This window comes from Vibrio pomeroyi (genome assembly GCF_024347595.1).
Classification (GTDB): Bacteria; Pseudomonadota; Gammaproteobacteria; order Enterobacterales; family Vibrionaceae; genus Vibrio; species Vibrio pomeroyi.
The window spans coordinates 2,035,675-2,061,997 of the sequence record NZ_AP025506.1; the positions used below are offsets into that span (position 1 = coordinate 2,035,675).

Below are 26,323 nucleotides of genomic sequence, written 5' to 3' on the forward strand. Positions count from 1 at the left end.
GGAGTTATTCGGACACTAAGAGTTATTCGGGCACTAAAAGTGATTCCAACCCTCCAGCAACCGTCGCTGCAAGTGCTTTAGGCGCTAGGCTTTCTTTTACACTCTCTTTGATCGTTATGCCATTGAAGAAATTCTTAACCTGCTGCTTTCTTACTGCCTTGGTAAACGCTTTTTCATCCGTTCCCGGTATAAAGTTAGGCTCACCACGTGCTGCGTTCAACACCTGCTTCACTCCGGGCTTATTACTCTCTAACGCGATTTCACCATTAGCAATAAACGCCTTGGCTTCTTCTTGTAGCGTAGCGTATGCACTCAATGTCGACTTCTGGAAAGATAACTTAATCACAGAAGGATCTGTGTTCACCTTAAAGCCAAACTTGCGCTTAATTCTTCGAGTTAATCGCGTCTTCATGTTCGGAGGTGGTGGCGTAATGTCTGTGATAGATAAAAAGTTATATGGTGAACTGTAACAAGGCATGCAAACCATGTAGGACGCGATCACAGGGATCTCTTCCATCTTCATTTTGAACCAGTCACGGAAGAAGTTCGCGCCGATAACGTCTCGCTTTTGATTAAGCATCACACACTCTTGCTTAAACTTGCGAAACTTACGTTCCATTACCCATTTGTCGTATAAACCGCGGAAAAAGTTGAAGATAGAAAGTACAGCTTTAACAATACTGGTCACCGTTGCGCCAATACCTGAGCTCGCAAGATTAATCGCAATCACACCACCATGAGCCAATGCGATCATTGAGTCTTGGATGGCTACTGCACGAATCTCACCACGGATTTTATCTATCACATCAGCACCAACACGCGTTGTTGTCATAGAGCTCAAGTGACGAGTTTTGTGGTTGTTTACAGCTTTGCCCAACGCCGAGTAAATCCGCGTGGCGGCTTCTTTTATGTCATCGATAGCAGGTGCTAAATCTGCAAAAATCCGCTTAACCAAGCTTGGAATCATACTCAGTATCTGCGCCTTAATGTCGTCCATCGCGATGCTGGTTATGCTCTTAGCGTAATCGAGGAATTTCTCTTTAATCTGCTCAGTTATGTTTTCAATCATACCCGCGAGGCTGGTTCCACTTCCTGTAACACCCTCGGTAATGGTACCTGTTAAGCTGTCTACTTCTGTTGCAGCGGCAACTGCCATCTTAACTTTATCTACTTTAGTGACACCCACCAAATCAGCATTCGCAAACAGCGATAGCATGTCTTTCTGAATGAGGGTCAGCCCTGTATTCGGCATCGTACGTTCTCCCTGTAACAAGTCCACGATAGATTTGAAAAGTTACTTGAACGACTAAGTACCCCTGAATCATTCGGTCTGCTAACTAAAACCTGAACTATTCAACCTTGATCGCACTACTACACAATCCATGTAGTTATTCTTTGTTAAATAAAGGTTAACATATAAAATATCTATTCATAGAAAGGTTCACCATTATTTCCTTTTAGATTCCAAAACCAACAATTAACCCTCCAGAAATCATGCATTTCCACCAAATTCCACTACGCTTTATTAGCATAGAACATAGCAATCTGATTAAATTTTTTAGGGACGAAAAATGAATCAAATTACGACAGAAAAACCGATTATTTTGGTTGTTGATGACATCCCGGATAACATCCATACCCTCTCAGGGATTCTGAACGACGACTTTAAAATCAAAGCGGCGACATCCGGTGAAAAGGCATTGAAAATCGCCGCCTCATCGCCAAAGCCCCATCTCATTCTTCTCGACATCATGATGCCAGAAATGGATGGTTATGAAGTTTGCCGCAGGCTTAAAAGCGACCCTGTCACATCTGACATCCCCGTTATCTTCGTTACCGCTAAAACCGATGTGGTCGACGAACAAAAAGGCTTCGAACTCGGAGCCGTGGATTACATCACCAAACCCGTCAGCCCACCTATTGTGAAAGCTCGTGTAGTGACACACATTTCCCTGTACGACCAAAATCTAGCGCTCTCTCGTAAGGTTAGGCAGAGAACGGAAGCATTAGCGATGAGCCGCCTTGAGATTATCCGCAAGCTTGGCCGCGCTGCTGAATATAAGGACAACGAAACCGGTATGCACGTTGTAAGAATGAGTTACTACTCTAAGATTCTTGCCCAACAGTTAGACGTCAGTGAAGAATGGGTAGAATTATTATTCCAAGCAGCGCCAATGCACGATATTGGTAAAATCGGTATTCCTGACCGCATATTGGGTAAACCCGGTAAGCTAGATGAGGATGAGTGGGCAATCATGCAAACACACGTCACCATTGGCGGGGATATTATTGGAGACAACGACTCTAAATTGCTGAAACTCGCCCAAGAAATCGCCCTTTACCACCATGAAAAGTGGGATGGCAGTGGCTACCCTCATAAGCTGTCAGGCGAAGATATTCCTCTAAGTGCTCGCATTGTTGCCATTGCAGATGTGTTCGATGCCCTAACCAGCGAACGTCCATATAAAGAAGCATGGCCGATTGAAAAAGCGATTGGACTCATACAAGAACAAGCTGGACAACACTTCGACCCTAACTTGGTCCCTATCTTCATTAGTAAGCTCGACGAGATGCTCACCATCAAAGACTCTTTTACTGATGAACAAGAACACTAAGTACCCTGGTACTTTATACACACAGGTACTTTATGAATACTGTTTCTAGATTCGCCTCTGATTCTAAAAAGATCCTAATCTCTTTTATCGTCGCTACCATAGTGCTGTTTTCGGTGGCTGTTGCTGCGTGGTTTAACCTAAACAATCGCTTTGTTGGTATCGAGGACTACGCCGTAAGCACTCAGCTACTAACCTCTCTTGATAAGCTCCGAGTCCACGAACTCTCTTTTAGTAACGAGCGAAAGCCTCAATCAGCGCAACTCTTTAACAAAGAAGCTGAGCTAACGAAACAGCTAGTCGAAACCTTTGCGGCGCATAATGACGATCAGCATGCACAACTGTCACTCGATAAATATTTAGACCAATTCAGTCAATACACTGAGTTAATTGAATTAAGTGACACTGCTCGCGACCGCATGAATCGAAAGTCGCTGGCGGCGACCGATCTTCTCACTGAGATGCAAAGCTCTCACAAAGACACGATCAATACCGTTAGCCAGGACGTGAAGCAGCTAAGAACATTAAGCGAGGGACAAGCCAACCGAGTGATGAAAATCGGTGGGCTGACAACACTCAGTGCCACAGTGCAAAACTTAGAAAAAGAGTTTCTTCTAACCGGTTCGCCAAAAATTTACACATTAACGAAGATTGAGATTCAGAAGATCGCTTCGTTAATCTCGCAGCTTTCAAATGAAGTCAAAGATCCTAAGGGCGCTGAATTACTGCAGACCGTCCAACAAGCTCAAAACCGTTACTACACCAACTTGGTTCAACTGCAAGGCTTGTCGAGCTCGGCAGTACAACTCAAAACATCCATCACCAAACAAGTCTCTCGCAGTGGCATAGAATTATCGCGTGCTTCAACGGCTCTTAATGAGCAACAACAAGGGCTGTTAACTGATCTCAACGAACAAATCGGGCATGCTCAAGATCGCCTTTCATCTCAACTTACAATTGGTGAAAACCTGTTGGTGATTCAAACGCTATTAAGCCAATCAGAGCAACTGAATCGTGATTTTTCGTTAGCTAAATCGGATGACCAATCCATCATATCCGAGCAAGTTTTTACATTAATTGGTGAGATGCAATCGGTGTCGCTTGAAGCGCGCGAATTGTTAACGCGATACGCCCCAGAAATGAAAATTACCGCATTTGATCAACACGTCACATTCTACGAAGAAGAATTTACCAACCTAGCCAGAGCTCAGCTACTCAGCCATCAAGTGCTGAAGGAAATGAACGCCAATTTCACTCAACTGCACGACTTAGTCGTCGAAGCTTACATGGCAGAAAGTGACAGCGTAAAAGACTCTTCAAGTGTCTCTTCCCATCTAGCAATTGGTGGCCTGATCTTCTTCTTTATCATTATGTTGATGGGATTACTCGCCAATAAAGCTCACTCAGCCCTTGAGCACTTTGCCACAAACTTAGCCGTAGCACGTGACGAAGCCGATGCGGCCAACCATGCTAAATCGGATTTCTTAGCGAACATGAGCCATGAAATTCGCACACCAATGAATGCCATCATTGGTATGAGCTACTTGGCACTGAAGACTGATTTGACTAAAGCGCAGCGTAACTACATACACAAAGTAAAACTCTCGTCAGACACCCTACTCGGCCTGATCAACGACATTCTCGACTTCTCTAAAATCGAAGCGGGTAAATTAGACATAGAGAACGTTGATTTTCACCTCGAGAACGTACTCGATAACATCACCAATCTAGTTGGCCTGCGAGCTTCTGAGCGTGGCTTAGAGTTGCTTATCCAAGTAGACCGTGACGTGCCAACCAATCTGATTGGTGACCCATTAAGGCTTGGTCAAATCCTGATCAACCTAAGTAACAACGCCGTTAAGTTCACAGAGAAAGGCGAAGTGAAAATTTCAATCTCGGTCGAAGAAAGAAATGGCGATGACATCAAGCTCAATTTTGCTGTTTCAGACAGTGGCATTGGTATGACACAAGAACAAGCCGCTAAGCTGTTCAACAAATTCACTCAAGCCGATAGCTCTACCACCCGAAAATATGGTGGTACTGGCTTAGGTTTGGCAATCAGTAAAGAGCTTAGCCAACTAATGGGCGGAGACATCCAAGTGACGACTGAGCTTGGTAAAGGCTCAACCTTCTCATTTACGATTGCGACTCGCGTTAGTCACTCAATAACCCAAAACCGAGTGGTGGTTCCTGCTTCGATTAATCATCTAAAAGTGCTAGTTGTTGATGACAACTCCAGTGCGCGCTTGATCGTCGGCGATATTCTCGAGTCTCTCAAGTTGACTCCAACGTTAAGCGCCTCTGTGGATGAAGCCTTAGTGGAATTGCACACTGCAGATGCTAACAACAAGCCCTTTGATCTGATTATCTCAGATTGGAAAATGCCTAAACGCGATGGTGTTGACCTGTTAGAATCGCTCAATCACGGATTATCACTGAGTAAAGAGCCGAAAATAATGATGCTCACCGCTTACGGTCGTGAAGAGCTTGCCGAGGCCATTACCCAAAGAGGATTCGACGTTCCAAGTATTTTGGATAAGCCGATTACTTCGTCTCACCTTTATGACTCTATCGTATCCCTCTACGGGCTGGACTCAGACTGCGTATCTCGCAGTGAATTGGAACAACAGAACCAGCTTGCCAATGTTCAACAACTGGCTGGTGCTAACATCTTGTTGGTTGAAGACAACGAGATAAACCAAGAGCTAGCCACTGAGCTATTAGAAGGACAACAGATTAAAGTCACCATTGCTGAGAACGGACAACAAGCCATCGAGCTTTATCAACAAGCTATCGCTGACGAGACCCCTTTCGATGGCGTTTTGATGGATTGCCAAATGCCGATTATGGACGGATACGAGGCGACAGAGCATATTCGTAACGAAATAAGAGACACTCAAACTCCTATCATCGCAATGACCGCAAACGTGATGGAACGAGATAAAGAGAAAGCACTCAACTGTGGAATGAGTGACATCATTGCGAAACCGATTGATGTCGGCTCTATGTTCGCAACCTTGGCTAATTGGGTTTCACCATCTAACCCCGTGCAATTCAATGTTTTGTTGCAAGAGTCGAGTGTAACTCCACAAGATGACAACCGTTCAGAGAGTGAACCAGAGGCATTGCCTGCCATTAATGGTCTCGATACCAACATGGGATTGATGCGGGCGAGTAACAATCACAAGCTCTACATGAAGTTATTGAAGCGATTTGTTGAAGCATATTCTGACGAAGATACCTTAACTGCTGAGCTATCAAGTACTGCTCAGCAGCGTTACTTGCACACCCTTAAAGGTGTGGCTGGTAACCTAGGTGCGAGCGATTTACATAGCTTGTGTGAAAAGCTGGAGTCCGAACTTACCGATGACGAACTAAAACAGAACGTTATTAAAACTACGATTGAGATCAGTCAGGGGATCTCCAACGCAGTATTCCAAACAGCAACCACAACCGACAACTCCAATGAACAAGATGCAGGTGCTGACTCAGCAACGAATCAGCCAGATACTGAGTTGTACCATCAGTTGTTAGAAGCCGTTGCCAATGATGACACTGAAGCACTCAACATCATTCTTAACATTGAGGACGGTACGGTGGTTGGATTAACACCTTCTGAGTTCAAGAGGTTGGAAAATTCGCTAGAAGAGTTTGACTTCGATACAGCGACTGAACTGCTCAAAGGCTCAACACTAGCCAACTCATCATGAGCCCAAAATACTAAATATGTCTTAAGCTACAAACCGTTAAAGAGAGCCCAAGTGGCTCTCTTTTTTATCTGTATCTAATAGCAACGCCACCTTCACCTTGCCGTGAACTTTATGAACTTTATTCACCCAATGTTCTTTATTCTCAATATCGCCGCATTGCAGACAATTCGTTAACACACCGTTAACTTTAGCTTCATCTACTAAGCGATACCCTACTCGTGTGTTTAGTAGCTGGATATAAACATAAGTTTCTCTCCATTGAAGAGATCCCCTACATAAGGAACGTGAACCATGTTCAAGGCACTGAAACCTACTCTTGCGGCTTCTATCATCGCAGCAACCTTTTCTTTCAACACTTTTGCTGCTGACGTAGAGAAAATCCACTTCCTAATCCCTGGTGGCGCGGGCGGCGGTTGGGATATGACAGCTCGTGGTACTGGTGATGTACTGGTGAAATCAGACATCGTAGAAAATGTCTCTTTCCAAAACCTATCTGGTGGCGGCGGCGGTAAAGCCATTGCACACCTAATTGAAACGGCTCAACGCCAAGAAGACACGCTGATGGTGAACTCAACACCTATCGTTGTGCGCTCTCTGACGGGTATTTTCCCACAGTCTTTCCGTGACCTAACACCTGTTGCTGCAACCATTGCCGATTACGGCGCAATCGTTGCGTCTGCTGATTCTAAATACAACACATGGGAAGACGTAGTAAAAGAATTCGAAACCAACCCTCGCAAAGTAAAAATTGCTGGCGGTTCAGCTCGTGGCAGCATGGACCACCTTGTAGTTGCTGCGGCGTTCAAGGGCGAAGGTTTTGATGCGAAAAAGGTTCGCTACATTGCTTACGATGCGGGCGGTAAAGCAATGGCTGCACTGCTTTCTGGCGAAACCCAACTGCTTTCAACTGGCCTTGGTGAAGTACTAGAGATGTCTAAGTCTGGACAGGTGAAAGTACTGGCTGTAACGGCACCAAAACGTCTTGATGCAGCACCAGACATTCCAACACTAACCGAATACGGCAACGAAACTGTATTCGCTAACTGGCGTGGCTTCTTCGCGGCTCCAAACACTAGCCAAGCGAAGATCGATGAGTGGAATGAAGCCCTAGGCAAAATGTACAAAACCGATGAGTGGCAAGTGGTTCGTGACCGTAACGGTTGGATCGATAACTACAAAGCGGACAAAGATTTCTACGCCTTCCTAGAAGATCAAGAAAAACAGATGGGCGACCTAATGCGTGAGCTTGGTTTCTTGAAATAACCAACAACGATAGAGGGACTTTGTGCCCTCTTACTCTTTCCTTGTTTCGCCGTACATGAGTTAACTTCAAACTCCTTTGTTTATTCGTAGACGTATTACTCGCGCTTGCTGATTCGTTGTAAATGCAAGTGGCTTGCTAAGTTCAAGCATCGTAATTCGCTTACCTTCGGTTAGTGATCCCAGACATTTCATTGACTCGCTCATGTACGGTTTTTTACTTTTCTACACCACCCAAATGGAGTTGGATATGTCGGACTTACCAACCAAATTTTTCAGTAAGGAATCTTTGCTTTCAGGCGATCGCCTCGGAGCTTTGATCTTTATGCTGGCGTGCTTGTGCTACGGCTACCAAACCACCCTGATTCCGCTGTTTCCCGGTGATGAATATGAACCCTTTACCGCGAGAACACTGCCTACCCTGCTGACTTTCATCGGTATCGGGCTGTCGCTGATCCTGCTTGTGACTGGTCAGCCAGACAAAAAGCTCAAGTGTGAAACCGCACCTTTAAACTGGAAGCTACTGATTGGTTTCTTAGTACTGATGGCATTTTATGGCGTTGGATTGACATATCTTGGCTTCGTTCTAGCAACAAGCTTCTTCCTATTAGCGGGCTTCTACCTATTGGGTGAGCGCCGTAAATCTATCTTGTTTGGCGCGTCGTTTCCTTTCGTTATCGCGTTCTTTCTTCTTTTAACTCAAGGCTTAGATATCTACCTAGAGCCTGGTTTAATCTTCACTCTTTGGTAGGGATAACATTATGTTAGACGGAATTTTACAAGGACTTTCTACCGCTGTGATGCCAATGAACATCATGATGGTAATCGTAGGCTGTTTCGTAGGTACCTTCATCGGGATGCTGCCGGGACTAGGTCCAATCTCAGCCATTGCTCTGATGATCCCTATCACTTATGGCCTAGATCCATCGTCTGGTCTTATTTTGATGGCAGGTGTTTACTACGGTGCGGTGTTTGGTGGTTCAACATCATCAATCCTAATCAACGCTCCGGGCTGTTCTTCTACTGTGGTAACAGCGTTCGACGGCTACCCAATGGCCCAAAAAGGCCAAGCAGGTAAAGCACTGGCCCTTGCTGCTTACTCTTCTTTTACTGGCGGCACACTTTCAGCAATCATGCTTTTGATCGCTGCGCCTGCTCTAGCAAGCGTGTCATTGAGCTTCCAGTCTTCGGACTACTTCGCACTAATGCTATTAGGTTTATCAGCTGTAGCAGCGTTTGCAGGCCCAGGACAGGTTATCAAGGCATGGATGATGACTATCTTAGGCTTGATGCTTTCAACGGTAGGTATCGACAAAGGCGTTGGTGTTGAACGTTTCACATTTGGCCTCACGGATCTAATGGATGGCTTCAGCTTCCTATTGCTGGCGATGGCGACGTTCGCGCTTGGTGAAACCTTAATGGGTATTCTTAAGCCTGAGCAAGACAACAGCGCTGAAGAAAGCAAAAAGATGTCTGATATTGGCAGCATGAAAGTAACTAAAGAAGAGATCAAAGAAGTCGCACCGGTATCAATTCGCTCTTCAATCCTTGGCTTCTTTACTGGCGTACTTCCGGGTGCTGGCGCAACCATCGCTGCTTTCTTAAGTTACGGCATGGAGCGTAGCCTTGCACCGAAAGACAAACAGAAAGAGTTTGGTAAAGGCAGTATTCGTGGTCTTGTTGCTCCAGAGTCGGCAAACAACGCCGCATCAAGTGGTTCATTCGTTCCGCTACTGACGCTGGGTATTCCGGGCTCTGGTACAACGGCTATCATGCTAGGTGCATTGATCGCTTACGGCATCCAACCGGGGCCTCGCCTGTTCGTTGAACACCCAGATGTATTCTGGTCGGTGATTATCTCTATGTACTTTGGCAACATCGTACTGGTTATCTTGAATCTGCCTTTGATCCCTTATATCTCTAAGCTACTGGCAGTACCAAGAACAGTGCTACTACCAATGATCATCTTCTTCTCAATCACTGGCGTTTACTTGGTGTCTTTCAACACGATGGACGTATTTGTGATGCTACTAGTCGCGATGGCAGCAATAGCATTAAGGCTTGCCAACTTCCCACTCGCCCCGTTATTGCTTGGCTTTATCTTAGGTGGCTTGATGGAAGAAAACTTAAGACGAGCACTGATGATCAGCGATGGAGAGCTTAGCTTCTTGTGGGAACGCCCTATCACTATGACGTTCACTATCTTGGCGGTATTGGTTCTTTCTAGCCCGATTCTGGTTAAGCTATTCAAGAGCTTTAAAGCGAAACCTGTCGAAGTGTAATCAACACCTCGAACACATTGAACACAATTCGAAATCTAAAAGGAGCCTCAGGCTCCTTTTTTCGTGCCTGCCGTTAAGAGCAAACACAACTCTAAGATGGTAGCACACTCACAAACTCGCACTTTCAAGCCCTGCAGCTCTGATATTCATATCAAAATCAAGTAAGGTAACCAGTCATTTAACGCATTGGATTCTAAAACTATGGATTGGATGATTCTATTCTTATCAGGCGTGGTTGGTGGCGTGCTTAACTCTATTGCAGGAGGAGGCAGCTTCATCACCTTCCCCGCTCTATTGTTTGCTGGCGTGCCGCCTATTGCAGCCAACGCGACCAATACCTTTGCATCCTGCGCAGGCTACATCAGTGGCGCTTATGCACTACGTCATGAGATCCAATCGGGCACCAAACAACTTAAACTGACCATTGCTTTATGTGTGGTTGGCGGTGGTATTGGGGCTTTCTTATTGCTGCACACACCAGAGGCTTTGTTTACTCAATCTGTGCCTTGGTTGTTACTGTTTGCCGCCCTTCTTTTCACCTTTGGTGGAACGTTGAATAAATGGCTGAAACAAGCAACAGCAAAACATAAACACGCCACCAGCGCTGGCGCCTTCTTTTCCGCTTTATTGCTTTTGATCGTGTGTATCTATGGCGGCTACTTTAATGCAGGGTTGGGAATCGTCACATTGAGCTACTTGGCTCTGGCGGGTTACACCAATATCAACGTAATGAATGGTATAAAGCTGCTCGTGTCAGCTTGTGCATCACTTGCGGCGATCGTGTTATTTATCATAAATGGCTCGATTGATTGGCCATCAGGCATGGCTGTTTTGATGGGGACCTTAGTTGGTGGGTATTACTCGGCAAAAATCTCTCGCCGAATCCCACAACAGTATGTTCGTAACACAGTGATCATCGCGAGTTTCTTAATCACCGCTTACTTTTTCTATACTAACTAGGCTTTATACTAAGTCGGTTTGACACTAATTAAACCCGAGACTGAATCTAATTCTAACTGGAAAACACAGCGGGAAAGCTGACTCTCACATTACCTATGTCGCTATTTTATTGCTTATAAAATAACCGTATCGATATATGTGAGACGAGTCCTTTAATTAGTAAATTTGATAACAATTTAGACTGTTTTTTAGCCTTTCTTTTACGGAAAGTGGGATAATTCTCCTGTCGAAAGTGAGACTTCATTAGGAGGCGTTATGAACATTAAACTCGGTCATGTCATGTCATCAAGTCGACTCATTTGCTTTGTCGCTTTTCTCGCTGCCACATTCGCGTGGATTCTAAAAATGCCCGCTCTGTTTTCTGTGTCAGCGCTCTTCTTGCTTATCAGTGCTATCGTTTATGTCACCGATCTTTGGAAGAATCAAAGAAAGAACCGCGAAGCTTAAGACTCAAGTACAACAAGCTTTACACGCTTGAACTAAGTACACACGTTAAAAAAGGAGCACTTAGGCTCCTTTTGTATTTTTTGCTTATCGCTTTTGGCTGATTAGACGGCGTTATTAATGACGCGTCTTTATTAGCGACGCCTGTTCTTAACGACGAAAGTTACGACCGTTACCGCCACGGCGAGCTTTAAATGCCGATGCCGCTTTAGCTTGAGAAGCCTGGATAGACTCAACCGTTAATTCCATTGGCTCACGAGGTTCTAACCCGTGACGGAATGTACGTGAACGCGGAGGCATCTGGTATTCGATGTCTGATGCTTTAGGCATACGCTTAAAACGGTAAAGGTAGAAGTTTTCAACCTTCTCACGAGCCCATTCCGTCTTCTTCAGATATTTAACAGCGCTTGCTACAGTCGGCTTAGTGTTAAAGCAGTTCATGCGCATTGCCGCATCCAAAATTTCCCAACCATAGTGATCCACTAACTCAGTGATCATGGTCTCAAGCTTTAAGCCGTGTAGAGGGTTATTTTGTTGCAGTTCGATTCTTTCTTCTTCAGTCATAACATTACCTTTTTCAAGGCAGCTCACGGCCTTGAATATACTCTAGAACACCGTCATCACTGACCGCTTCTAGCTCAATCACTTAGGCATTACATCCATTGCCCTTATTTATGCCTTTATGATGGCATAAAGCATGCACGTTATCCTATTTATCTTTTCATTTAATTTCAAAATGGTCACTTAACGCCTGAATTACCATCAACCTCTTTCCCTTTTTTCAGATCCAAGAACCGATAAAAGTACCAGTTAACAAAAATGAGGGTAATACAATGAAATAACCATTTATATCGTAATGATATTGTATTTTATCAGAACGCAATGCTATTTTTTAATCGATACTAAAAATAACAAATAACTCGAATAAACAATGATATAACTATAAATAAAGGTTGGCTTGTAACATGTTTGACTACTCCCAGCTCAACAGAGTAGCCGCTCAAGATAAGGACATTATCGCCATTGTTGATGACCTTTTTCGGCTAGCTCGTGAACATTACCCCACATTATCTCGGCTTTCCGTTGTACTATGCAGCGAAAACAGAGCATCGAATTACTTTGTTTCAGACACGCTGTGCCAAGAAGCAGAACATCGCTACGTAGAACAAGAACTTAAACCAGAATCAGCTTTATCGCGAATGGCTGAATCTCTCGATACTCGAATCATCCACGATCTCACCTCGATCAAACCGACCAAACAAATTTCACACTTACTCCAACTCGGGCACCAAAGCAGCTATACAACGCCCATTCACTATCAAGAAAGTAATCTTGGATTTGTGTTTATCAATGCATCGTCAACGGACTTTTTTGCTAAGGAATATATCCAGTGTGATATTGCCTATATCTCTCAGCTCATCTCGAGTTTGTTTGTTCAGTTGTTTGAAAGGCAACGTCACTTTCAGTCGTCATTAGCGATCGCCTTAAACATGGGACACGCTCGCGACCCTGAAACCAAAGAGCATCTGATTCGCATGGGGAAATACAGTGAACAGATCGCTAGAACGATGTCCCAGAGTAATAATGAAATCACACACCAGTTCATTCATCGTATTCGTTTATACGCCCCCTTCCACGACATAGGAAAATATCGAATCCCTGATAACGTGTTGTTCAGCACGTGCCGTTTTTCAGCAGAAGAAAGAGCCATCATGAACAATCACACTTTGTATGGTGAAGAGATGATTAACGATGTCGTGTCCCTCTCCCACCACTGCTCTATGTGTTCTGATGAAATTCAGTTCATTAAGAATATTGTGCGTCATCACCACGAACGGTTTGATGGTTCCGGATTACCCGATGGGTTAAGTCATACTGCGATTCCACTTGAAGCACGAATTGTAACGCTCGCGGATGTATTTGATGCGCTCATGAGTAAAAGAGCCTACAAGCACGCATGGTCACTCGATGAAGTCATGGAATACATTGAAGCGCACAACGGTTCAATGTTCGACCCTGAATGTGTTGAGGCGCTTAAACAGAACCTAGACGGCTTTATGGCAATTCGGGAGCAATACAACGACGATGTAAAACCCCAAGCCATGATGGCTTGAACTGTGACGCCTTGAACTGTAACGCTTTGGTTGTGTAGACCAAAGAAAACGCGAGCCAACAAAAAAGGATGCCAATTGGCATCCTTTTATTTTCTAGTTTTCAGCTGAAAGAACAAACACGTTCTTAACTGATTCTAACTAACGATTATACGTCGTAAGTTGTAGAAGCAGTGTCGCCGCCTGTACCAGTCCAGTTTGTGTGGAAGAATTCACCACGTGGACGGTCAGTACGCTCGTAAGTGTGAGCACCGAAGTAGTCACGTTGAGCTTGAAGCAGGTTCGCTGGTAGACGTGCTGTTGTGTAACCGTCTAGGAAAGATAGCGCAGAAATCGTACATGGCATTGGGATACCAGACTCTAGAGATTTCGCTGCTACTTTGCGCCATGCTACTAGGCTGCCTTGTAGGATGTTTTTGAAGTACTCGTCAGAACCTAGGAACGCGATGTCTGGATTTGCTTCGTACGCATCACGGATGTTGCCTAGGAATGCAGAACGGATGATACAACCACCACGCCACATAAGAGCTACGTTACCGTAGTTTAGGTCCCAGCCGTTTTCGTTCGACGCTTCACGCATTAGCATGAAACCTTGAGCGTAAGAAATGATCTTAGAAGCCAGTAGAGCTTGACGTAGTGCATCAACCCACTCTTGCTTGTCGCCTTCAACTGGAGTGATTGTTTTCTCAAACAAAGCTTCAGCTTCAACACGTTGGTCTTTAAGAGCAGACAGGCAACGAGAGAATACAGACTCAGAGATTAGAGTTAGTGGGATACCTAGGTCTAGAGCGTTGATACCAGTCCACTTACCCGTACCTTTTTGGCCTGCAGTGTCTAGGATCTTCTCAACTAGCGCTTCACCGTCTTCATCTTTGTAGCCAAGGATGTCAGCAGTGATTTCAACTAGGTAGCTGTCTAGCTCAGTCTTGTTCCAGTCAGCAAATACTGCTTGCATCTCGTCCGCAGACATACCTAGACCATCTTTCATGAACTGGTATGCTTCAGTGATAAGCTGCATGTCACCGTATTCGATGCCGTTATGTACCATCTTAACGAAGTGACCAGCACCGTCGTTACCAACCCAGTCACAACAAGGCTCGCCAGCGTCAGTTTTTGCAGAGATACCTTGGAAGATTGGCTTAACCGCTTCCCAAGCTTCAGCCGCGCCGCCTGGCATGATTGAAGGACCGAAACGAGCACCTTCTTCACCACCAGATACACCAGTACCGATGAAGTGGATGCCTTTCTCACGACAATGCGCTACACGACGGTTAGTGTCAGGGTAGTTAGTGTTACCACCATCAATGATGATGTCGCCTTCGTCTAGAAGTGGGATTAGGTTTTCGATGAACGTGTCTACAACATCACCAGCACGAACCATAAGCATCACTTTACGTGGCGCTTCTAGCTTTTCAACTAGCTCTTCTAGAGAGTAAGCACCAACAATGTTAGTACCTTTAGCTGGGCCTTCTAGGAACTCGTCTACTTTCGCAGCAGTACGGTTGTGAGCCACAACTTTGAAGCCGTGGTCGTTCATGTTTAGGATAAGGTTCTGACCCATTACTGCTAGGCCAATTACACCGATATCACCTTTCATTATTTATATCTCCTTGCGGCTATTCGCACTTATGCGATAGCACTTGCTGCATTTGAATCTAGGAACCACTCTGTCTCGCCTGTTTTAGACTGGATTTTCGCTGCCGGGTAAGGCAACTCTGAAGCAGGAGTAGTATGAATTTCTTTAACGATCTCAACTTTACCTGCACCCAGTACTAGGTAGCTGATTCGTTTTGCTGCTTCTAAAACTTTTGCGGTTTTAGAAACACGGATTTGACCAGACTCAGGGTGAGAAGCCAGTACAGACAGGTTCTCATCTTGGTAGTTGGTTGCACCCGGGAATAGTGAGGCTGTGTGGCCATCAGCGCCAACACCTAGCAGAATCCAATCGAAAACTGGCGTGCCGTTTTCTGTTGGGATTACGTCTGCCATCTCTTTTGCGAAACGCTCTGCTTCTGCTTTAGGTTCATCTTCACCACGGATGCGGTGGATGTTTTCAGCAGGAAGGTTCACTTGAGTAAACTCTTTTAGTTTCGAAAATAAGAGCGCGTTAGCTTCACCGAAGTTGCTTTCAGCGTCGTCTGGTGCAACGCAACGTTCGTCGCCCCACCAGAAGTGAAGGTTATTCCATTGAATGCCTTCTGCGTATGGTGCTTGAGCTAAAAGCTTAAAAAGCATTTTTGGCGTGCTGCCACCAGACAATGAAATGTGAACAGGTTTACCCTGCTCGCTGTACGCTTTCATTTCGTTTGCTAGAGTTTCAACAACCAATTCTGGCGTTGCAAAGATCTTGTGATTGATCATAGTTCACAGTAGTCCGTATCTGTTAAGTTTTTGCATGGGAAACGCCATGCGCGGCCATCACGTTGCAGAAGTTCATCCGCTTCCTGTGGGCCCCAAGTACCACAAGCATAGCCAAACAGTGCTTGAGGATCTTGCTTGAAGTCTAAGATTGGTTGAACGTACTTCCAACACGCTTCTACTGCATCGGTACGTGCAAACAGAGTTGCATCGCCGTTAAGTGCATCAAGAAGAAGACGCTCGTAAGCCGTTAGCATTTGAGTTTCAGGCAAGTCAGAGTAAGAGAAGTTCATTTTCACTTCTTTTGCTTTGAAGCCTGCGCCCGGCTCTTTCAAGCCAAAGCTCATCTGAATACCTTCGTCCGGTTGGATACGGATAATCAGTTTGTTCTCTGGTGCATCTTGACCAAATACTGGGTGTGGCGTGTTCTTAAAGTGAATCACGATTTCCGTGACGCGCGTTGGTAAGCGTTTACCCGTACGAACGTAGAAAGGAACACCATTCCAGCGCCAGTTGTTGATGTGCGCTTTAAGACCAATGTACGTTTCAGTACGAGAATCGTCTGCTACACCCGGCTCTTCACGGTAACCAAGCAAGTGCTGGCCGCGAACGTCTGAAGCTGTGTATTGACCAAGAACGAGATCTTTACGTAGATCATCTTCCTCAAGAGGTTTCAGACATTGAAGTACTTTAACCACTTCGTCACGAATTGAATCCGCATTGATTTGAGCAGGTGGCTCCATACCAACCATCGCTAACACTTGTAACAGGTGGTTTTGGAACATGTCACGAACTGCACCAGAACCGTCGTAGTATCCGCCACGTTCTTCAACGCCAAGGAACTCAGCACCTGTGATTTCAACGTATTCAATAAAGTTACGGTTCCACAGTGGTTCAAACATCGCGTTTGAGAAACGAAGCACTAGAAGGTTTTGTACCGTTTCTTTACCAAGGTAGTGGTCGATACGGTAGATCTGGTGTTCTTGGAAGTGATGATGGATCTCTTCATCTAACGCTTGAGCAGAAGCTAGGTCGTAACCAAATGGCTTCTCGATGATCAGACGACGCCAGCCGTTCGTTTCATCGTTCAGGCCATGCGCAGCAAGGTTTGCTGGGATCACACCGTATAGGCTTGGCGGCGTTGCCAAGTAGAACAGTGTGTTATGGTTTTCGAATTGGTAGTCTTGCTCAAGCTTGTCTAGACGTTGTGCTAAACGAGCGTAATCTTCGACATCTGAAGTGTTGATCGCTTGGTAATGCAAATGTTCAATAAATGCATTCAGCGTCTCAGGTTCAGTTTGTTCCATTTCCTGAAGAGACTTCTTCAGCTTCTCACGGTAAGACTCATCGCTGTACTCAGTACGGCTCACTCCAAGAATCGCAAAGGATTCTGGTAGTTGATTGCTAGCATACAGGTGGTACAAAGCAGGAATTAACTTGCGGTAAGTTAGATCTCCCGACGCACCAAAAATAACGATGCTGCTGTTTTCAGGTATTACCATCATCTTTCCTATAAAAACAAGGTTTTTAGTATTCGCCAACGGTATCAGCGACATACGAAAATAGATAATAGGTCTTAGCTATTACATCAATAGCGAGTGCCTATTACACTTGAGAATGCGTTTGGTAAACGAGGGTGAATGCTATCACCTCTATTCGGGACAGTATTGTCTATGAGTATTTGATTTACATCAACCACTGTGAAAGCAATCGATTAAATATTGACTCATTTCGAACAAATTCTAATCGATAGCTCAGTTCACAAAGGTAGAAATAGCAGCAAATCGGCATTCTCAAACATTGTAGTCAAGAAAGAATGGCATCTGGTCTGTGGAGTGACTTGTGGATGTTAAAAGGGAAACTAAAACCAGCTTATTCAACTGGTTTTACAGTTTACTTGGAATGTAAAGGCGTCTTCGGATGAAGAGAGCTTCTTGCGCGACCTTATCTTTTTGCTTTGTTATAGCAACGTTCAGGACGACCAACGGTGCCGTAGTTTAAATCGGCAACCAATTCACCGGTCGTGATCAAGAATTCTAGGTAGCGTCTGGCAGTGGTTCGGCTTGCACCAATACGCTCCCCCGCTTCATCAGCCGTGATATTCGTCGCGTCAACTTGTTGAAATATCGCACGAATCTTATCGAGTGTTACACCGTCGATCCCTTTGGGTAACGTCGATACTTTCGCTGAGTCTGCTTTCGCATTGGCTTGCAACATCTTGTCGACCAAGTCTTGGTTAAGGTCAGACACGCTTTCAAATTCTTGCTGCTGTGATTGGTACTTTTTCAGCGCCGCTTCCAAGCGAGGAAACATTACAGGTTTGAGTAGATAGTCGACGACTCCGCCACGCATCGCTTGCTGCAAAGTATCGACGTCACGTGCTGCGGTAATCAAAATAACATCACAGCCTTGATTGCTGCCGCGAACGTGATTAAGAATATCGAGCCCACACCCATCCGGCAGATAAACATCCAAAAGCACCAAATCAGGCTTCAAGATATCGAGCTGCATTAAGGCTTCAGACTGTGTGGTCGCGATACCAACCACATCAAAGCCTCCCATCTGTTCTAAATAACGATGGTGAAGCTCTGCAATCGCAATATCATCTTCAATGACCATGACTCTCGTGATTGCGTTCATTTATGTTCTTCCTTTAACCATTGTATTCCTGTCACGATGATCGTCACTCGATCGTTTCGTGCTTAATTATTATTGTTCTTCTTTTGGTAGATAAACCGTCATGCGTGAACCAAAGTCAGGGTTATCAACCATTTCTAATAGCCCTTGGTAGCGGTCGGCTAACTGCTTAATCAAATATAAGCCGACACCACGATTCTGTTTCGCTTTGCTCGACACGCCTTTTTCAGTCAAGTCATTGGTAGCCAAGTGTTTTGGTAAACCACAACCTTTATCTTCCACTTCAACGATGATTTCATTGCCAAAATCACTGATAGACACATCAATCACGCGGCGCGCAGGGGCTATTTGCCCTTCTTGTTTAATCGCCATCATGGTGGCATCAAACGCGTTATCGATCAGGTTACCGAGAATAGTGACAACGTCATCCGCATTTAAACGGCTTGGCAGCGCCTCAAGCCTCGAACCTTCTTCGACTTTAAGCTCTAAACCAATCTCACGTGCGCGTTCTGTTTTGCCTAACAACATGCCCGCAATCAGTGGGTCTTTGACCGTTTCTCTTAAGAACTCGATCAGGCTTTGATAGTGGGCCGTTTCTTGTCCAATCAACTGCTGAACAGATTCCAACTCACCCATCTGAATCAAGCCGCTAATGGTATTCAACTTGTTCTGGTGTTCATGTGTTTGCGAACGCAATAGATCCGCATATTCTTTAGTTTGAGATAGCTGATCCGTTAAGTCATTAATCTCATCTCGTAAACGGAAACTGGACACCGCGCCAACCACTTCACCAGCTACAATAATCGGGCTACGGTTAGCAATGATTCGTTTGTTATTCAGGTAAAGCTCAACATCATGATCAGTATCACCCGTCGATAACAGCTGCTCTAAATCACTGCCAGCTAACACATCTGAAAGACGCTTCTGGTTGAGCGCTTTATCTCTATCAATAGACAAGATATCGCAGGCACTCTTGTTTATTGAGCGCAAAATACCGTTCTTATCGATACTTAAAATACCCTCTTTCACGGTACTCATGGTCACATCGAGCTCAACGTATAAACGGCCTATCTCTTCTGGCTCAAAGCCCAAAATAGCACGCTGAAAGCGACGAGACACATAGCTTGAAATCAATGCGTTAACGGCAACCACCAGCAAGGCCATCACGATCAAAAAGGCTAAATAAGGTTCAATTCTGTCTTGCAGCGAATCTAAGAGATAACCAACCGATACCACGCCGATGACAGCATCATTCGAGTCTTTGACGGCCGATTTACCACGAACTGAAAACCCGAGCGAACCTTTTGCCGTCGATACGTAAGACTCACCCAATACCAATGCTTTCTGGTTATCTCCGCCACGCATGGGTTTACCCAACCTGTCGTCGTATGGGTGAATCAAGCGAATGCCTTTCTCATCACCGACAACAATAAACGCCGCACCAATTAACTGCGTGAGGTTTCGAAACTTTACTTGGGTCTCTTCAGATAAAACGTGAGGAATGCCATCAGCATCCAAGGTTCCATTTTCTTGAATAATGCGGGTGACTAGCGGTGATTCGGAGAGAAATTCGGCCACACCGAGCGCTTTCAAACCCATCTCTTGCTCTTGAGATTGTTTGATATAAGAAAAACCTGCCGCTGAGAGTATCAACAGCTCAACGAGGCCAGTGACCGTCATGATAATCAGTAACCTTTTACGGAAACTGATGCTACTCCATTTCATATAAAACCGTCCCTAGTGCTTAACGATTAATGTTAACACCAAGTTAATCTTATGACCTTTGCGCTTATACGAATTTGTGACTGTTACTCAACTAAATAATTGACCAGATTATTAATTGATATTCCTTTACGTTATACGGCCCAAACAATCGCTCACTTTTAGAACGGATTAGCTTAAAAAGACAAATAAACGAATAAATATCGAGCTAGATCACTAAGCTTTTAGGTGTTTTTTAGGTTGTTTAAAATAAATACAATTATAATGGTTGCATATGAAGGAGTTTATTGTTGCCAAGCTATACGTTGCAATTTTTAGACAGCGTTTAACCCGGAACTTCGGTTAACATAAAAGCAACAAACCCTCACTCGCTGGACGTACCGATAAGTAAAAGTTGCGCGCTCGCCGTTACGAATGATGAACAAACGGATTAACTATTCTCCCCTATTCATCCATCGCTATTTGACACTCGGATAGTTAGACAACCGGCTAGTTAGACAACGAAGAGGTGACTGATAAAAGCAGCACCCAATAATAAAGCATTGATGAGCAGGAAGTATCGATCAGTGGCAACGTCCAATAGAAACAGGATAAAAAACATAACCTATAAACATTGTTGAAAAGGAAACCAGGCAATGAAACGCGATAATTTTGGAATCTGCCTAACAAAGGCTATGTTGTTCAAAAACTTACAATCTACTTTCACTCATGTCAGAGCATATGAGAAGAACGAGACATCCCCTCTCGATCTAAAAGTATTGTTAGCTTTCCCGCAAATGTCAGGTAGAGATTTACTACAAACGATGCAAGGTTCAAGACAATTGGTGTGGCGCGCCGATCACCATTGTCCAAGCTTTAAATAGCGCCAATCAATTTGTAGTAAACCCTTCTATACTGAACTTAAAGAGCACGATTCGTCGTGCTCTTTTTGTTTCTTTTCTCCAACCATTAAACCCTTAATAGCATTCACATTATATTAACGAGCGGCTATGCTAATTGTTCATATGAGGTAATCTGTTCAAGACAAATGATTATCCCCCTGTTAACATTAGAGCTAATACTCTAATTTGGTATTTAATGCAGATGACCAAACCGACATTCCGACGCCTTGCGATTGCCAGTATTCTTATCGGTGCTATCAGTTCGCCAAGCTATGCTGCCCCGCTCACTTTTTCTGAGGCGTGGCAAATACTCCAAGAGAACAACAACTCTCTTGCAGCTCAACAAGCTAATGTTGAGCGTTATCAACACCTTCAAAATGCAACTGGAAGCCTTAACCTGCCTTCTGTCACGCTTGGCGCTAACTACACTCACCTTGATAGTGACGTGACCATCAATGGCGAACAGTTTGCAGATAGCCTAAGTGGCGTACCAGCTGGCTTATCTGGTATTGGAGCCATTGCTCCCGGGCTAGTTTCATCTCTCGGAGGTATCACCTCCACCATCACCGAACAAGACATCTTCAGCTCTTCAATTCGCGCAGTTTGGCCTATTTTTACAGGCGGACGAATTAACGCAGCACAAACCGCAGCTGAAGGTAAAAGCGAAGAAGCGCAAAGCCAACTCTTGATGGAAAAGCAGGCTCGCTACGAAGACTTAAGCAAATACTACTTCTCAGTAATCTTAGCGGAAGACGTTGTGAAAACGCGTCAGGCCGTAGAAGCAGGCTTAACTCAGCACCGAGATTTCGCCATCAAGATGGAACAACAAGGGCAAATCGCACGAGTTGAACGTTTACAAGCGGATGCCTCTTTAGATAAAGCAGTCGTTGAACGTACTAAGGCTGAAAATGACCTCAAGATTGCTCAGTTAGCACTGACTCAAATTCTTGGCCAAAGCCAGAGTGTTGAACCTTCAGAGCAACTGTTTATCAACAAGAACCTTCCTCATATGGATGTGTTCATTGATCAAACACTGATGACCTACCCCGGCCTTAAGATCCTTGATGCGAAAGAGAAACAAGCAAGCAGCTTAATCAAAGCTGAAAAAGGCAAATACTACCCAGAAGTCTACCTTTACGGTGATTACAGCCTTTACGAGGACGACTCGTTGGCGAGTGAAATGAAACCGGATTGGTTAGTCGGCATTGGTGTGAACGTACCGCTGATCGATACCTCTGGACGCTCTGATAAGGTAGCCGCTGCGCACAGTGCAGTTTCACAGGTGCAATTCCTTAAGTCACAAGCCAAACAAGACTTAACCGTTTTGGTACAAAAGACCTATCTTGAAGCGAAGCAAGCGATTGAAGAGGTTCAAGGGCTCAATTCTAGCTTGTCGTTAGCTCAAGAGAATCTATCTCTTCGCAAAAAAGCGTTCACTCAAGGGCTGTCTAACTCGTTAGAAGTGGTTGATGCAGAGCTATACCTTGCGAGCATTAAGACACAGCAATCTGCTGCGCGATTCAAATATCTTATCTCCCTCAACAAGCTTTTGGCGCTCACCAGCGAAATGAATGCTTACTCAAGTTACTTAACTTCTTCTGTTACGTCTGATTTCGACTCAAAAACAGACACCGCTAGCCAGTCAAAAGGATAACTCATGAAACCTATTAAGCCCCTTCTTCTATCTATAGTTGGTATCGGCATTATTGGCTGGGTCGGATACAGTTTTTACCAAGCGTATCAGCCTCAACCGGTTAAGCTTCAAGGCCAAATCGATGCGCAGCAATACAGCATCTCTTCTAAAGTACCAGGCCGAATTGACCAAGTATTCGTGCGCAAAGGCGACTCTGTTGAGAAAGGTGAATTGATCTTCTCTCTACTTAGCCCAGAGATCGACGCTAAATTAGAACAAGCGAAAGCTGGCCAGAAAGCCGCTGGCGCATTAGCTCAAGAAGCCGAAAATGGCGCACGTACTCAGCAAATCCAAGCCGCTAAAGACCAATGGCTGAAAGCTAAAGCTGCTGCCGATCTGATGAACAAAACCTACCAACGTGTAAATAACCTTTACAACGATGGTGTCGTCGCTGAACAAAAGCGTGACGAAGCCAAAACACAGTGGCAAGCCGCGAAATACACAGAAAGTGCTGCCTTCCAGATGTACCAGTTGGCGCAAGAAGGTGCTCGTGATGAAACCAAAGTTGCTGCTGCTCAAAAAGCCTTAATGGCTGCAGGTGCAGTGGCAGAAGTTGAAGCCTACGCAAAAGACACACAGATCCACAGCTGGTTTAGTGGTGAAGTGTCTCAAGTATTGCTAAGCAGTGGTGAATTAGCGCCGCAAGGTTTCCCTGTTGTCACCGTTATCGATACTCAAGACGCATGGGCGGTACTTAACGTTCGTGAAGACATGTTGAAGCACTTTGAAAAAGGCACGCAGTTTGATGCTTACCTCCCTGCTCTAGACAAATCACTGACCTTTAAAGTGACTCATATTGCCGTAATGGGTGATTTCGCGACTTGGCGTTCAACCGATGCATCGCAAGGCTTTGATTTACGTACATTCGAAGTAGAAGCACGCCCTGTCGACACAGACGAAACACTGCGCATGGGTATGAGCCTTGTGGTTGAGCTTTAGGTGACTTATGTCTGCTAACTTTCGATCTACAGGAGCACAATCTACAGGCTCTTATTCACCTGATCATCACAAGGTGACGAGTACCTTGCTTAGACAGTGGGCGATAGTTCGCAAAGACAAGTGGTTGTTGTCGTGTCTAACTTGGATACCCTTGCTGCTTGCAGCGAGTATTTGGCTGATTTTCTCGCAAGGCATCGCTCGTGATTTACCCGTCGCTGTGGTTGATCTTGAACACAGTCAAATATCGCAACAGTTCACTCGTCTTGTTGATGCGTCACCTACCCTACAAGTGACTCAGAAATACAGTTCAGTGAGCGAAGCCGCTAAGGCGATGATTGAGCGCGATATCTACGGTTACGTTGTGATACCAAAACACTTCGACCGCGATCTCTACCTAGGTTTGAACCCTCAAGTGTCTGTGTTCTACAACAGTCAATTCATCTTGATAGGTAAACTGGTCAACTCAGCGCTGTTACAAGCTCAAGGGACTTTTAACGCTCAGCTTGAAGTCGTTAAACAGCTTTCACACGGTGATACCACGGTGCAATCAGCATTGGGGCAAGCTGTCACGGTACAAAGCCAAATCACCCCATTGTTTAACAAGAACACTAGTTACGCTCAGTTCTTGGTATCTGCCGTTATTCCTGCTTTATGGCAAATCATGATTGTGGTCGGCACGATACTGGTGTTAACTGCAAACGTTCGAGCTCGTGGGCTAAAGGCATGGCTTTCACACTCTCCTGCGAAGTCGTTAGTTTCAACGTTAACCCCTTACGTGGCTCTGTTTTTAGCGTTTGGTATTGCGTTTAGCTTTTGGTTCTATCGTCTGCTCGACTGGCCATTTAACGGCAGCTTCATGGCTTTAACGGTTGCTCAACTACTAACGGTTGTCAGCTGTATCATTATGGGTTGCTTGTTCTTCTTCTTGACGCTCGATCCAGCAAGAGCGATGAGTTTCGCCGGTGCCTTTACAGCACCAAGCTTCGCTTTCATGGGGATTACTTTCCCAGTAACCGACATGAACACGGCAGCTCAAGTTTGGAGAAGCTTACTGCCAGTGAGTCACTACATCGAAGTACAAACGGCTCAGTCCAGTTATGGCGTGAGCGCAGCACAATCGTTAATCAGCCTCACTTCTATGTTGTGGTATGCGGTTCCTGCATTGGTGGTTATGTTGTTAATTAAGAAACATCTAGCGCAAGCATCACTCTCAGCTAAAGCACAAGATGCAGAACAAGGAGTAAAACAATGAGCTTTACTCAACTGCTAAAACAAGAACTGTTAGCGGTACTTCGCAACCCAGTTGTCTTGCTCACCGTATTTGGTGGCGTGGTCTTCTATTCATTCTTGTATCCGTTGCCTTACGCAAATCAAGTACCTCAACAATTGAAAGCGTCGGTGGTGAACCTAGATAAGAGCCAAAGCAGCTACCAGTTAGAAAGAATGGTCGATGCGACCTCACAAATCGATTTGGTTCGTCGAGATTCCACCATTGAAGATGCGAAACAAGCTGTGTTGAACCAAGAGATTGGCGGGTTCATCGTCATCCCAGAAGATTTCTATAAAGATCTACTTCTTGGAAAGAGCCCTACGCTCTCTTATGCGGGTGATGCGTCTTACTTCTTAGTGTACGGAACCATTGTTGAAGGGTTAGCCAAAGCCGGAGGCACGTTAGCCGCACAAGTTAAAGTCAGCCACTTGCTAGTCGAAGGTGTGCCGTTAGAGTCAGCAGCCAAAGGTTACAGCGCCTTTAGCTTGAACCTAAAACCAACCTTCAATAGTCGCATGGGATACATCGATTATGTTGTGCCTGCTGTATTTGTGTTGATTCTGCAACAAACCTTAGCCATGGCTTCTGGTTTAGTTGCTGCAACGCAAAATGCTCAATCCACATTCGGCTATTGGAGCAGAATTCATCCAGCCAAACTAATCCTTGCTCGCTGTTGCACCTTAGTAGGCATCTACTACTTATTATCGATGTACTACTTCGGCGCCAGCTTTTCGATGTACGGGATTAACCTACTCGCCTCAATCTCACAGATTTTAACCTTGTTACTGCCCTTCTTATTGGCCAGCTGTTTGATTGGCATTTTTATCGGTGAGTTAGTGCCACGAAGAGAGTTAGTCACGGTTGTTGTGTTAATCAGTTCAATGCCGCTTATCTTCTCGTCTGGATTTATCTGGCCTGTTGAAATGATGCCACAGTGGTTGGTAATGCTATCAGAACTATTCCCAAGTACCCCTGCTATTCAAGGTTTCTTGGCGCTGAATCAGATGGGCGCTTCATGGCAAGAAGTCGCACCTCAATGGACGCTGTTATGGGGACAAGTTGCTCTATGGGGTTCGTTGTTAGCACTTAAGCTCTACCACAAATCGAGTAAAAGCGTCGTTATCAGTAGTACGAGTACCAGCAACAGTAGTTAAGCTGTTTGACTCATCGAAAACCATTAAAAAAGCTCTGATTAAGGGCTTTTTTAATGCCTTCAAGTTTCAAGCTCGTTAACTATCGAATGGTTAGAAGCCGCCAAAAACATATCAAGTATTCAAACTTCCTTCACTCTCTTCCATCAGGTTTAGAGCGATTTGATCGTGAATCACACCTCAAGATCTAAGGAATCGCTTTAAACAAGGATAAACCGCCTTCCTAACAAAATTCACCTGCCGCTATTGCCATCACTGCATATGCCTTTTCAAACTCGAAAATCATCGACTTA

Annotated in this window: 20 protein-coding genes; 13 read left to right on the forward strand and 7 right to left on the reverse strand. The window is 44.9% G+C overall.

Translation table 11 applies throughout. The features are described from left to right. Positions 1–22: 22 nt before the first annotated feature. Positions 23–1,252 (reverse strand): hypothetical protein, encoded by a 1,230-nt coding sequence (locus tag OCV12_RS09060; RefSeq protein ID WP_261884447.1) that lies wholly within the window; start codon positions 1,250–1,252, stop codon positions 23–25. Between the two features lie 319 nt (positions 1,253–1,571). On the opposite strand from OCV12_RS09060, the gene OCV12_RS09065 reads away from it, so the two are divergent. From OCV12_RS09065 to OCV12_RS09095, 7 genes are all read left to right on the forward strand, one after another. Beyond that, a complete protein-coding gene (locus OCV12_RS09065; RefSeq protein WP_261884448.1) occupies positions 1,572–2,615 on the forward strand; it encodes a response regulator in 1,044 nt (347 codons plus the stop codon). Between the two features lie 32 nt (positions 2,616–2,647). Beyond that, positions 2,648–6,322 (forward strand): response regulator, encoded by a 3,675-nt coding sequence (locus OCV12_RS09070; protein WP_261884449.1) that lies wholly within the window; start codon positions 2,648–2,650, stop codon positions 6,320–6,322. Between the two features lie 291 nt (positions 6,323–6,613). Then, entirely contained in the window at positions 6,614–7,585 is a 972-nt protein-coding gene (locus tag OCV12_RS09075) for a tripartite tricarboxylate transporter substrate binding protein (RefSeq protein WP_176681092.1), read from the forward strand. Between the two features lie 247 nt (positions 7,586–7,832). After that, positions 7,833–8,333: a tripartite tricarboxylate transporter TctB family protein gene (locus OCV12_RS09080; RefSeq protein ID WP_176681947.1), complete on the forward strand. Its 501-nt coding sequence runs from the start codon at positions 7,833–7,835 to the stop codon at positions 8,331–8,333. Positions 8,334–8,343: 10 nt separating this feature from the next. After that, on the forward strand, positions 8,344–9,864 hold the full coding sequence (locus tag OCV12_RS09085) for a tripartite tricarboxylate transporter permease (RefSeq protein WP_176681091.1): 1,521 nt from the start codon (positions 8,344–8,346) through the stop codon (positions 9,862–9,864). A 201-nt stretch (positions 9,865–10,065) separates the two neighbouring features. Beyond that, the gene (locus OCV12_RS09090) at positions 10,066–10,824 is read left to right on the forward strand and encodes a sulfite exporter TauE/SafE family protein (RefSeq protein WP_261884450.1); all 759 of its coding nucleotides are present in this window, start codon (positions 10,066–10,068) and stop codon (positions 10,822–10,824) included. A 255-nt stretch (positions 10,825–11,079) separates the two neighbouring features. Then, entirely contained in the window at positions 11,080–11,271 is a 192-nt protein-coding gene (locus OCV12_RS09095; protein ID WP_017066914.1) for a hypothetical protein, read from the forward strand. A gap of 147 nt (positions 11,272–11,418) precedes the next feature. On the opposite strand, the gene OCV12_RS09100 is transcribed toward OCV12_RS09095, so the two are convergent. Next, a complete protein-coding gene (locus OCV12_RS09100) occupies positions 11,419–11,832 on the reverse strand; it encodes a VF530 family protein (RefSeq protein ID WP_102431182.1) in 414 nt (137 codons plus the stop codon). Between the two features lie 389 nt (positions 11,833–12,221). On the opposite strand from OCV12_RS09100, the gene OCV12_RS09105 reads away from it, so the two are divergent. After that, on the forward strand, positions 12,222–13,382 hold the full coding sequence (locus tag OCV12_RS09105; protein WP_261884451.1) for an HD-GYP domain-containing protein: 1,161 nt from the start codon (positions 12,222–12,224) through the stop codon (positions 13,380–13,382). Positions 13,383–13,527: 145 nt separating this feature from the next. Here the strand turns inward: OCV12_RS09105 and gnd are convergent, their stop codons facing one another. From gnd to OCV12_RS09130, 5 genes are all read right to left on the reverse strand, one after another. Next, the gene (gene gnd, locus OCV12_RS09110) at positions 13,528–14,976 is read right to left on the reverse strand and encodes a decarboxylating NADP(+)-dependent phosphogluconate dehydrogenase (RefSeq protein ID WP_017059712.1); all 1,449 of its coding nucleotides are present in this window, start codon (positions 14,974–14,976) and stop codon (positions 13,528–13,530) included. Between the two features lie 29 nt (positions 14,977–15,005). After that, on the reverse strand, positions 15,006–15,740 hold the full coding sequence (gene pgl / locus OCV12_RS09115; protein WP_123296884.1) for a 6-phosphogluconolactonase: 735 nt from the start codon (positions 15,738–15,740) through the stop codon (positions 15,006–15,008). Further along, positions 15,737–17,239 (reverse strand): glucose-6-phosphate dehydrogenase, encoded by a 1,503-nt coding sequence (zwf, locus tag OCV12_RS09120; protein ID WP_008220790.1) that lies wholly within the window; start codon positions 17,237–17,239, stop codon positions 15,737–15,739. Before zwf ends, pgl begins: the two co-directional genes overlap by 4 nt. 442 nt (positions 17,240–17,681) lie before the next feature. Next, positions 17,682–18,377, reverse strand: coding sequence for a response regulator (locus OCV12_RS09125; protein ID WP_261884452.1), 696 nt, complete (start codon positions 18,375–18,377; stop codon positions 17,682–17,684). A 69-nt stretch (positions 18,378–18,446) separates the two neighbouring features. After that, positions 18,447–20,099: an ATP-binding protein gene (locus OCV12_RS09130; RefSeq protein ID WP_261884453.1), complete on the reverse strand. Its 1,653-nt coding sequence runs from the start codon at positions 20,097–20,099 to the stop codon at positions 18,447–18,449. Between the two features lie 632 nt (positions 20,100–20,731). Between OCV12_RS09130 and OCV12_RS09135 the strand changes: the two genes are divergently transcribed. From OCV12_RS09135 to OCV12_RS09155, 5 genes are all read left to right on the forward strand, one after another. After that, positions 20,732–20,959 carry a hypothetical protein gene (locus OCV12_RS09135; protein WP_008220782.1) on the forward strand — a complete coding sequence of 76 codons (228 nt, stop codon included), beginning with the start codon at positions 20,732–20,734 and terminating at the stop codon, positions 20,957–20,959. A gap of 214 nt (positions 20,960–21,173) precedes the next feature. Then, positions 21,174–22,631: a TolC family protein gene (locus OCV12_RS09140; RefSeq protein WP_176681087.1), complete on the forward strand. Its 1,458-nt coding sequence runs from the start codon at positions 21,174–21,176 to the stop codon at positions 22,629–22,631. A 3-nt stretch (positions 22,632–22,634) separates the two neighbouring features. Then, on the forward strand, positions 22,635–23,609 hold the full coding sequence (locus OCV12_RS09145) for an HlyD family secretion protein (RefSeq protein WP_261884454.1): 975 nt from the start codon (positions 22,635–22,637) through the stop codon (positions 23,607–23,609). 7 nt (positions 23,610–23,616) lie between these two features. Next, positions 23,617–24,861 (forward strand): ABC transporter permease, encoded by a 1,245-nt coding sequence (locus OCV12_RS09150; RefSeq protein WP_261884455.1) that lies wholly within the window; start codon positions 23,617–23,619, stop codon positions 24,859–24,861. Continuing rightward, on the forward strand, positions 24,858–26,033 hold the full coding sequence (locus tag OCV12_RS09155; RefSeq protein ID WP_261884456.1) for an ABC transporter permease: 1,176 nt from the start codon (positions 24,858–24,860) through the stop codon (positions 26,031–26,033). Before OCV12_RS09150 ends, OCV12_RS09155 begins: the two co-directional genes overlap by 4 nt. Positions 26,034–26,323: the final 290 nt, after the last annotated feature.

What these genes read in the sequence shown, in the direction of transcription:
- OCV12_RS09080 (WP_176681947.1), top strand. Translation starts at nt 7,833, where the DNA reads ATGTCGGACTTACCAACCAAATTTTTCAGTAAGGAATCTTTGCTTTCA.
- OCV12_RS09150 (WP_261884455.1), top strand. Translation starts at nt 23,617, where the DNA reads ATGTCTGCTAACTTTCGATCTACAGGAGCACAATCTACAGGCTCTTAT.
- OCV12_RS09075 (WP_176681092.1), top strand. Translation starts at nt 6,614, where the DNA reads ATGTTCAAGGCACTGAAACCTACTCTTGCGGCTTCTATCATCGCAGCA.
- pgl (WP_123296884.1), bottom strand. Translation starts at nt 15,740, where the DNA reads ATGATCAATCACAAGATCTTTGCAACGCCAGAATTGGTTGTTGAAACT.
- OCV12_RS09125 (WP_261884452.1), bottom strand. Translation starts at nt 18,377, where the DNA reads ATGAACGCAATCACGAGAGTCATGGTCATTGAAGATGATATTGCGATT.
- OCV12_RS09140 (WP_176681087.1), top strand. Translation starts at nt 21,174, where the DNA reads ATGCAGATGACCAAACCGACATTCCGACGCCTTGCGATTGCCAGTATT.
- OCV12_RS09060 (WP_261884447.1), bottom strand. Translation starts at nt 1,252, where the DNA reads ATGCCGAATACAGGGCTGACCCTCATTCAGAAAGACATGCTATCGCTG.
- zwf (WP_008220790.1), bottom strand. Translation starts at nt 17,239, where the DNA reads ATGGTAATACCTGAAAACAGCAGCATCGTTATTTTTGGTGCGTCGGGA.
- OCV12_RS09130 (WP_261884453.1), bottom strand. Translation starts at nt 20,099, where the DNA reads ATGAAATGGAGTAGCATCAGTTTCCGTAAAAGGTTACTGATTATCATG.
- OCV12_RS09095 (WP_017066914.1), top strand. Translation starts at nt 11,080, where the DNA reads ATGAACATTAAACTCGGTCATGTCATGTCATCAAGTCGACTCATTTGC.
- OCV12_RS09065 (WP_261884448.1), top strand. Translation starts at nt 1,572, where the DNA reads ATGAATCAAATTACGACAGAAAAACCGATTATTTTGGTTGTTGATGAC.
- OCV12_RS09145 (WP_261884454.1), top strand. Translation starts at nt 22,635, where the DNA reads ATGAAACCTATTAAGCCCCTTCTTCTATCTATAGTTGGTATCGGCATT.
- gnd (WP_017059712.1), bottom strand. Translation starts at nt 14,976, where the DNA reads ATGAAAGGTGATATCGGTGTAATTGGCCTAGCAGTAATGGGTCAGAAC.
- OCV12_RS09155 (WP_261884456.1), top strand. Translation starts at nt 24,858, where the DNA reads ATGAGCTTTACTCAACTGCTAAAACAAGAACTGTTAGCGGTACTTCGC.
- OCV12_RS09135 (WP_008220782.1), top strand. Translation starts at nt 20,732, where the DNA reads ATGAAACGCGATAATTTTGGAATCTGCCTAACAAAGGCTATGTTGTTC.
- OCV12_RS09100 (WP_102431182.1), bottom strand. Translation starts at nt 11,832, where the DNA reads ATGACTGAAGAAGAAAGAATCGAACTGCAACAAAATAACCCTCTACAC.
- OCV12_RS09085 (WP_176681091.1), top strand. Translation starts at nt 8,344, where the DNA reads ATGTTAGACGGAATTTTACAAGGACTTTCTACCGCTGTGATGCCAATG.
- OCV12_RS09070 (WP_261884449.1), top strand. Translation starts at nt 2,648, where the DNA reads ATGAATACTGTTTCTAGATTCGCCTCTGATTCTAAAAAGATCCTAATC.
- OCV12_RS09090 (WP_261884450.1), top strand. Translation starts at nt 10,066, where the DNA reads ATGGATTGGATGATTCTATTCTTATCAGGCGTGGTTGGTGGCGTGCTT.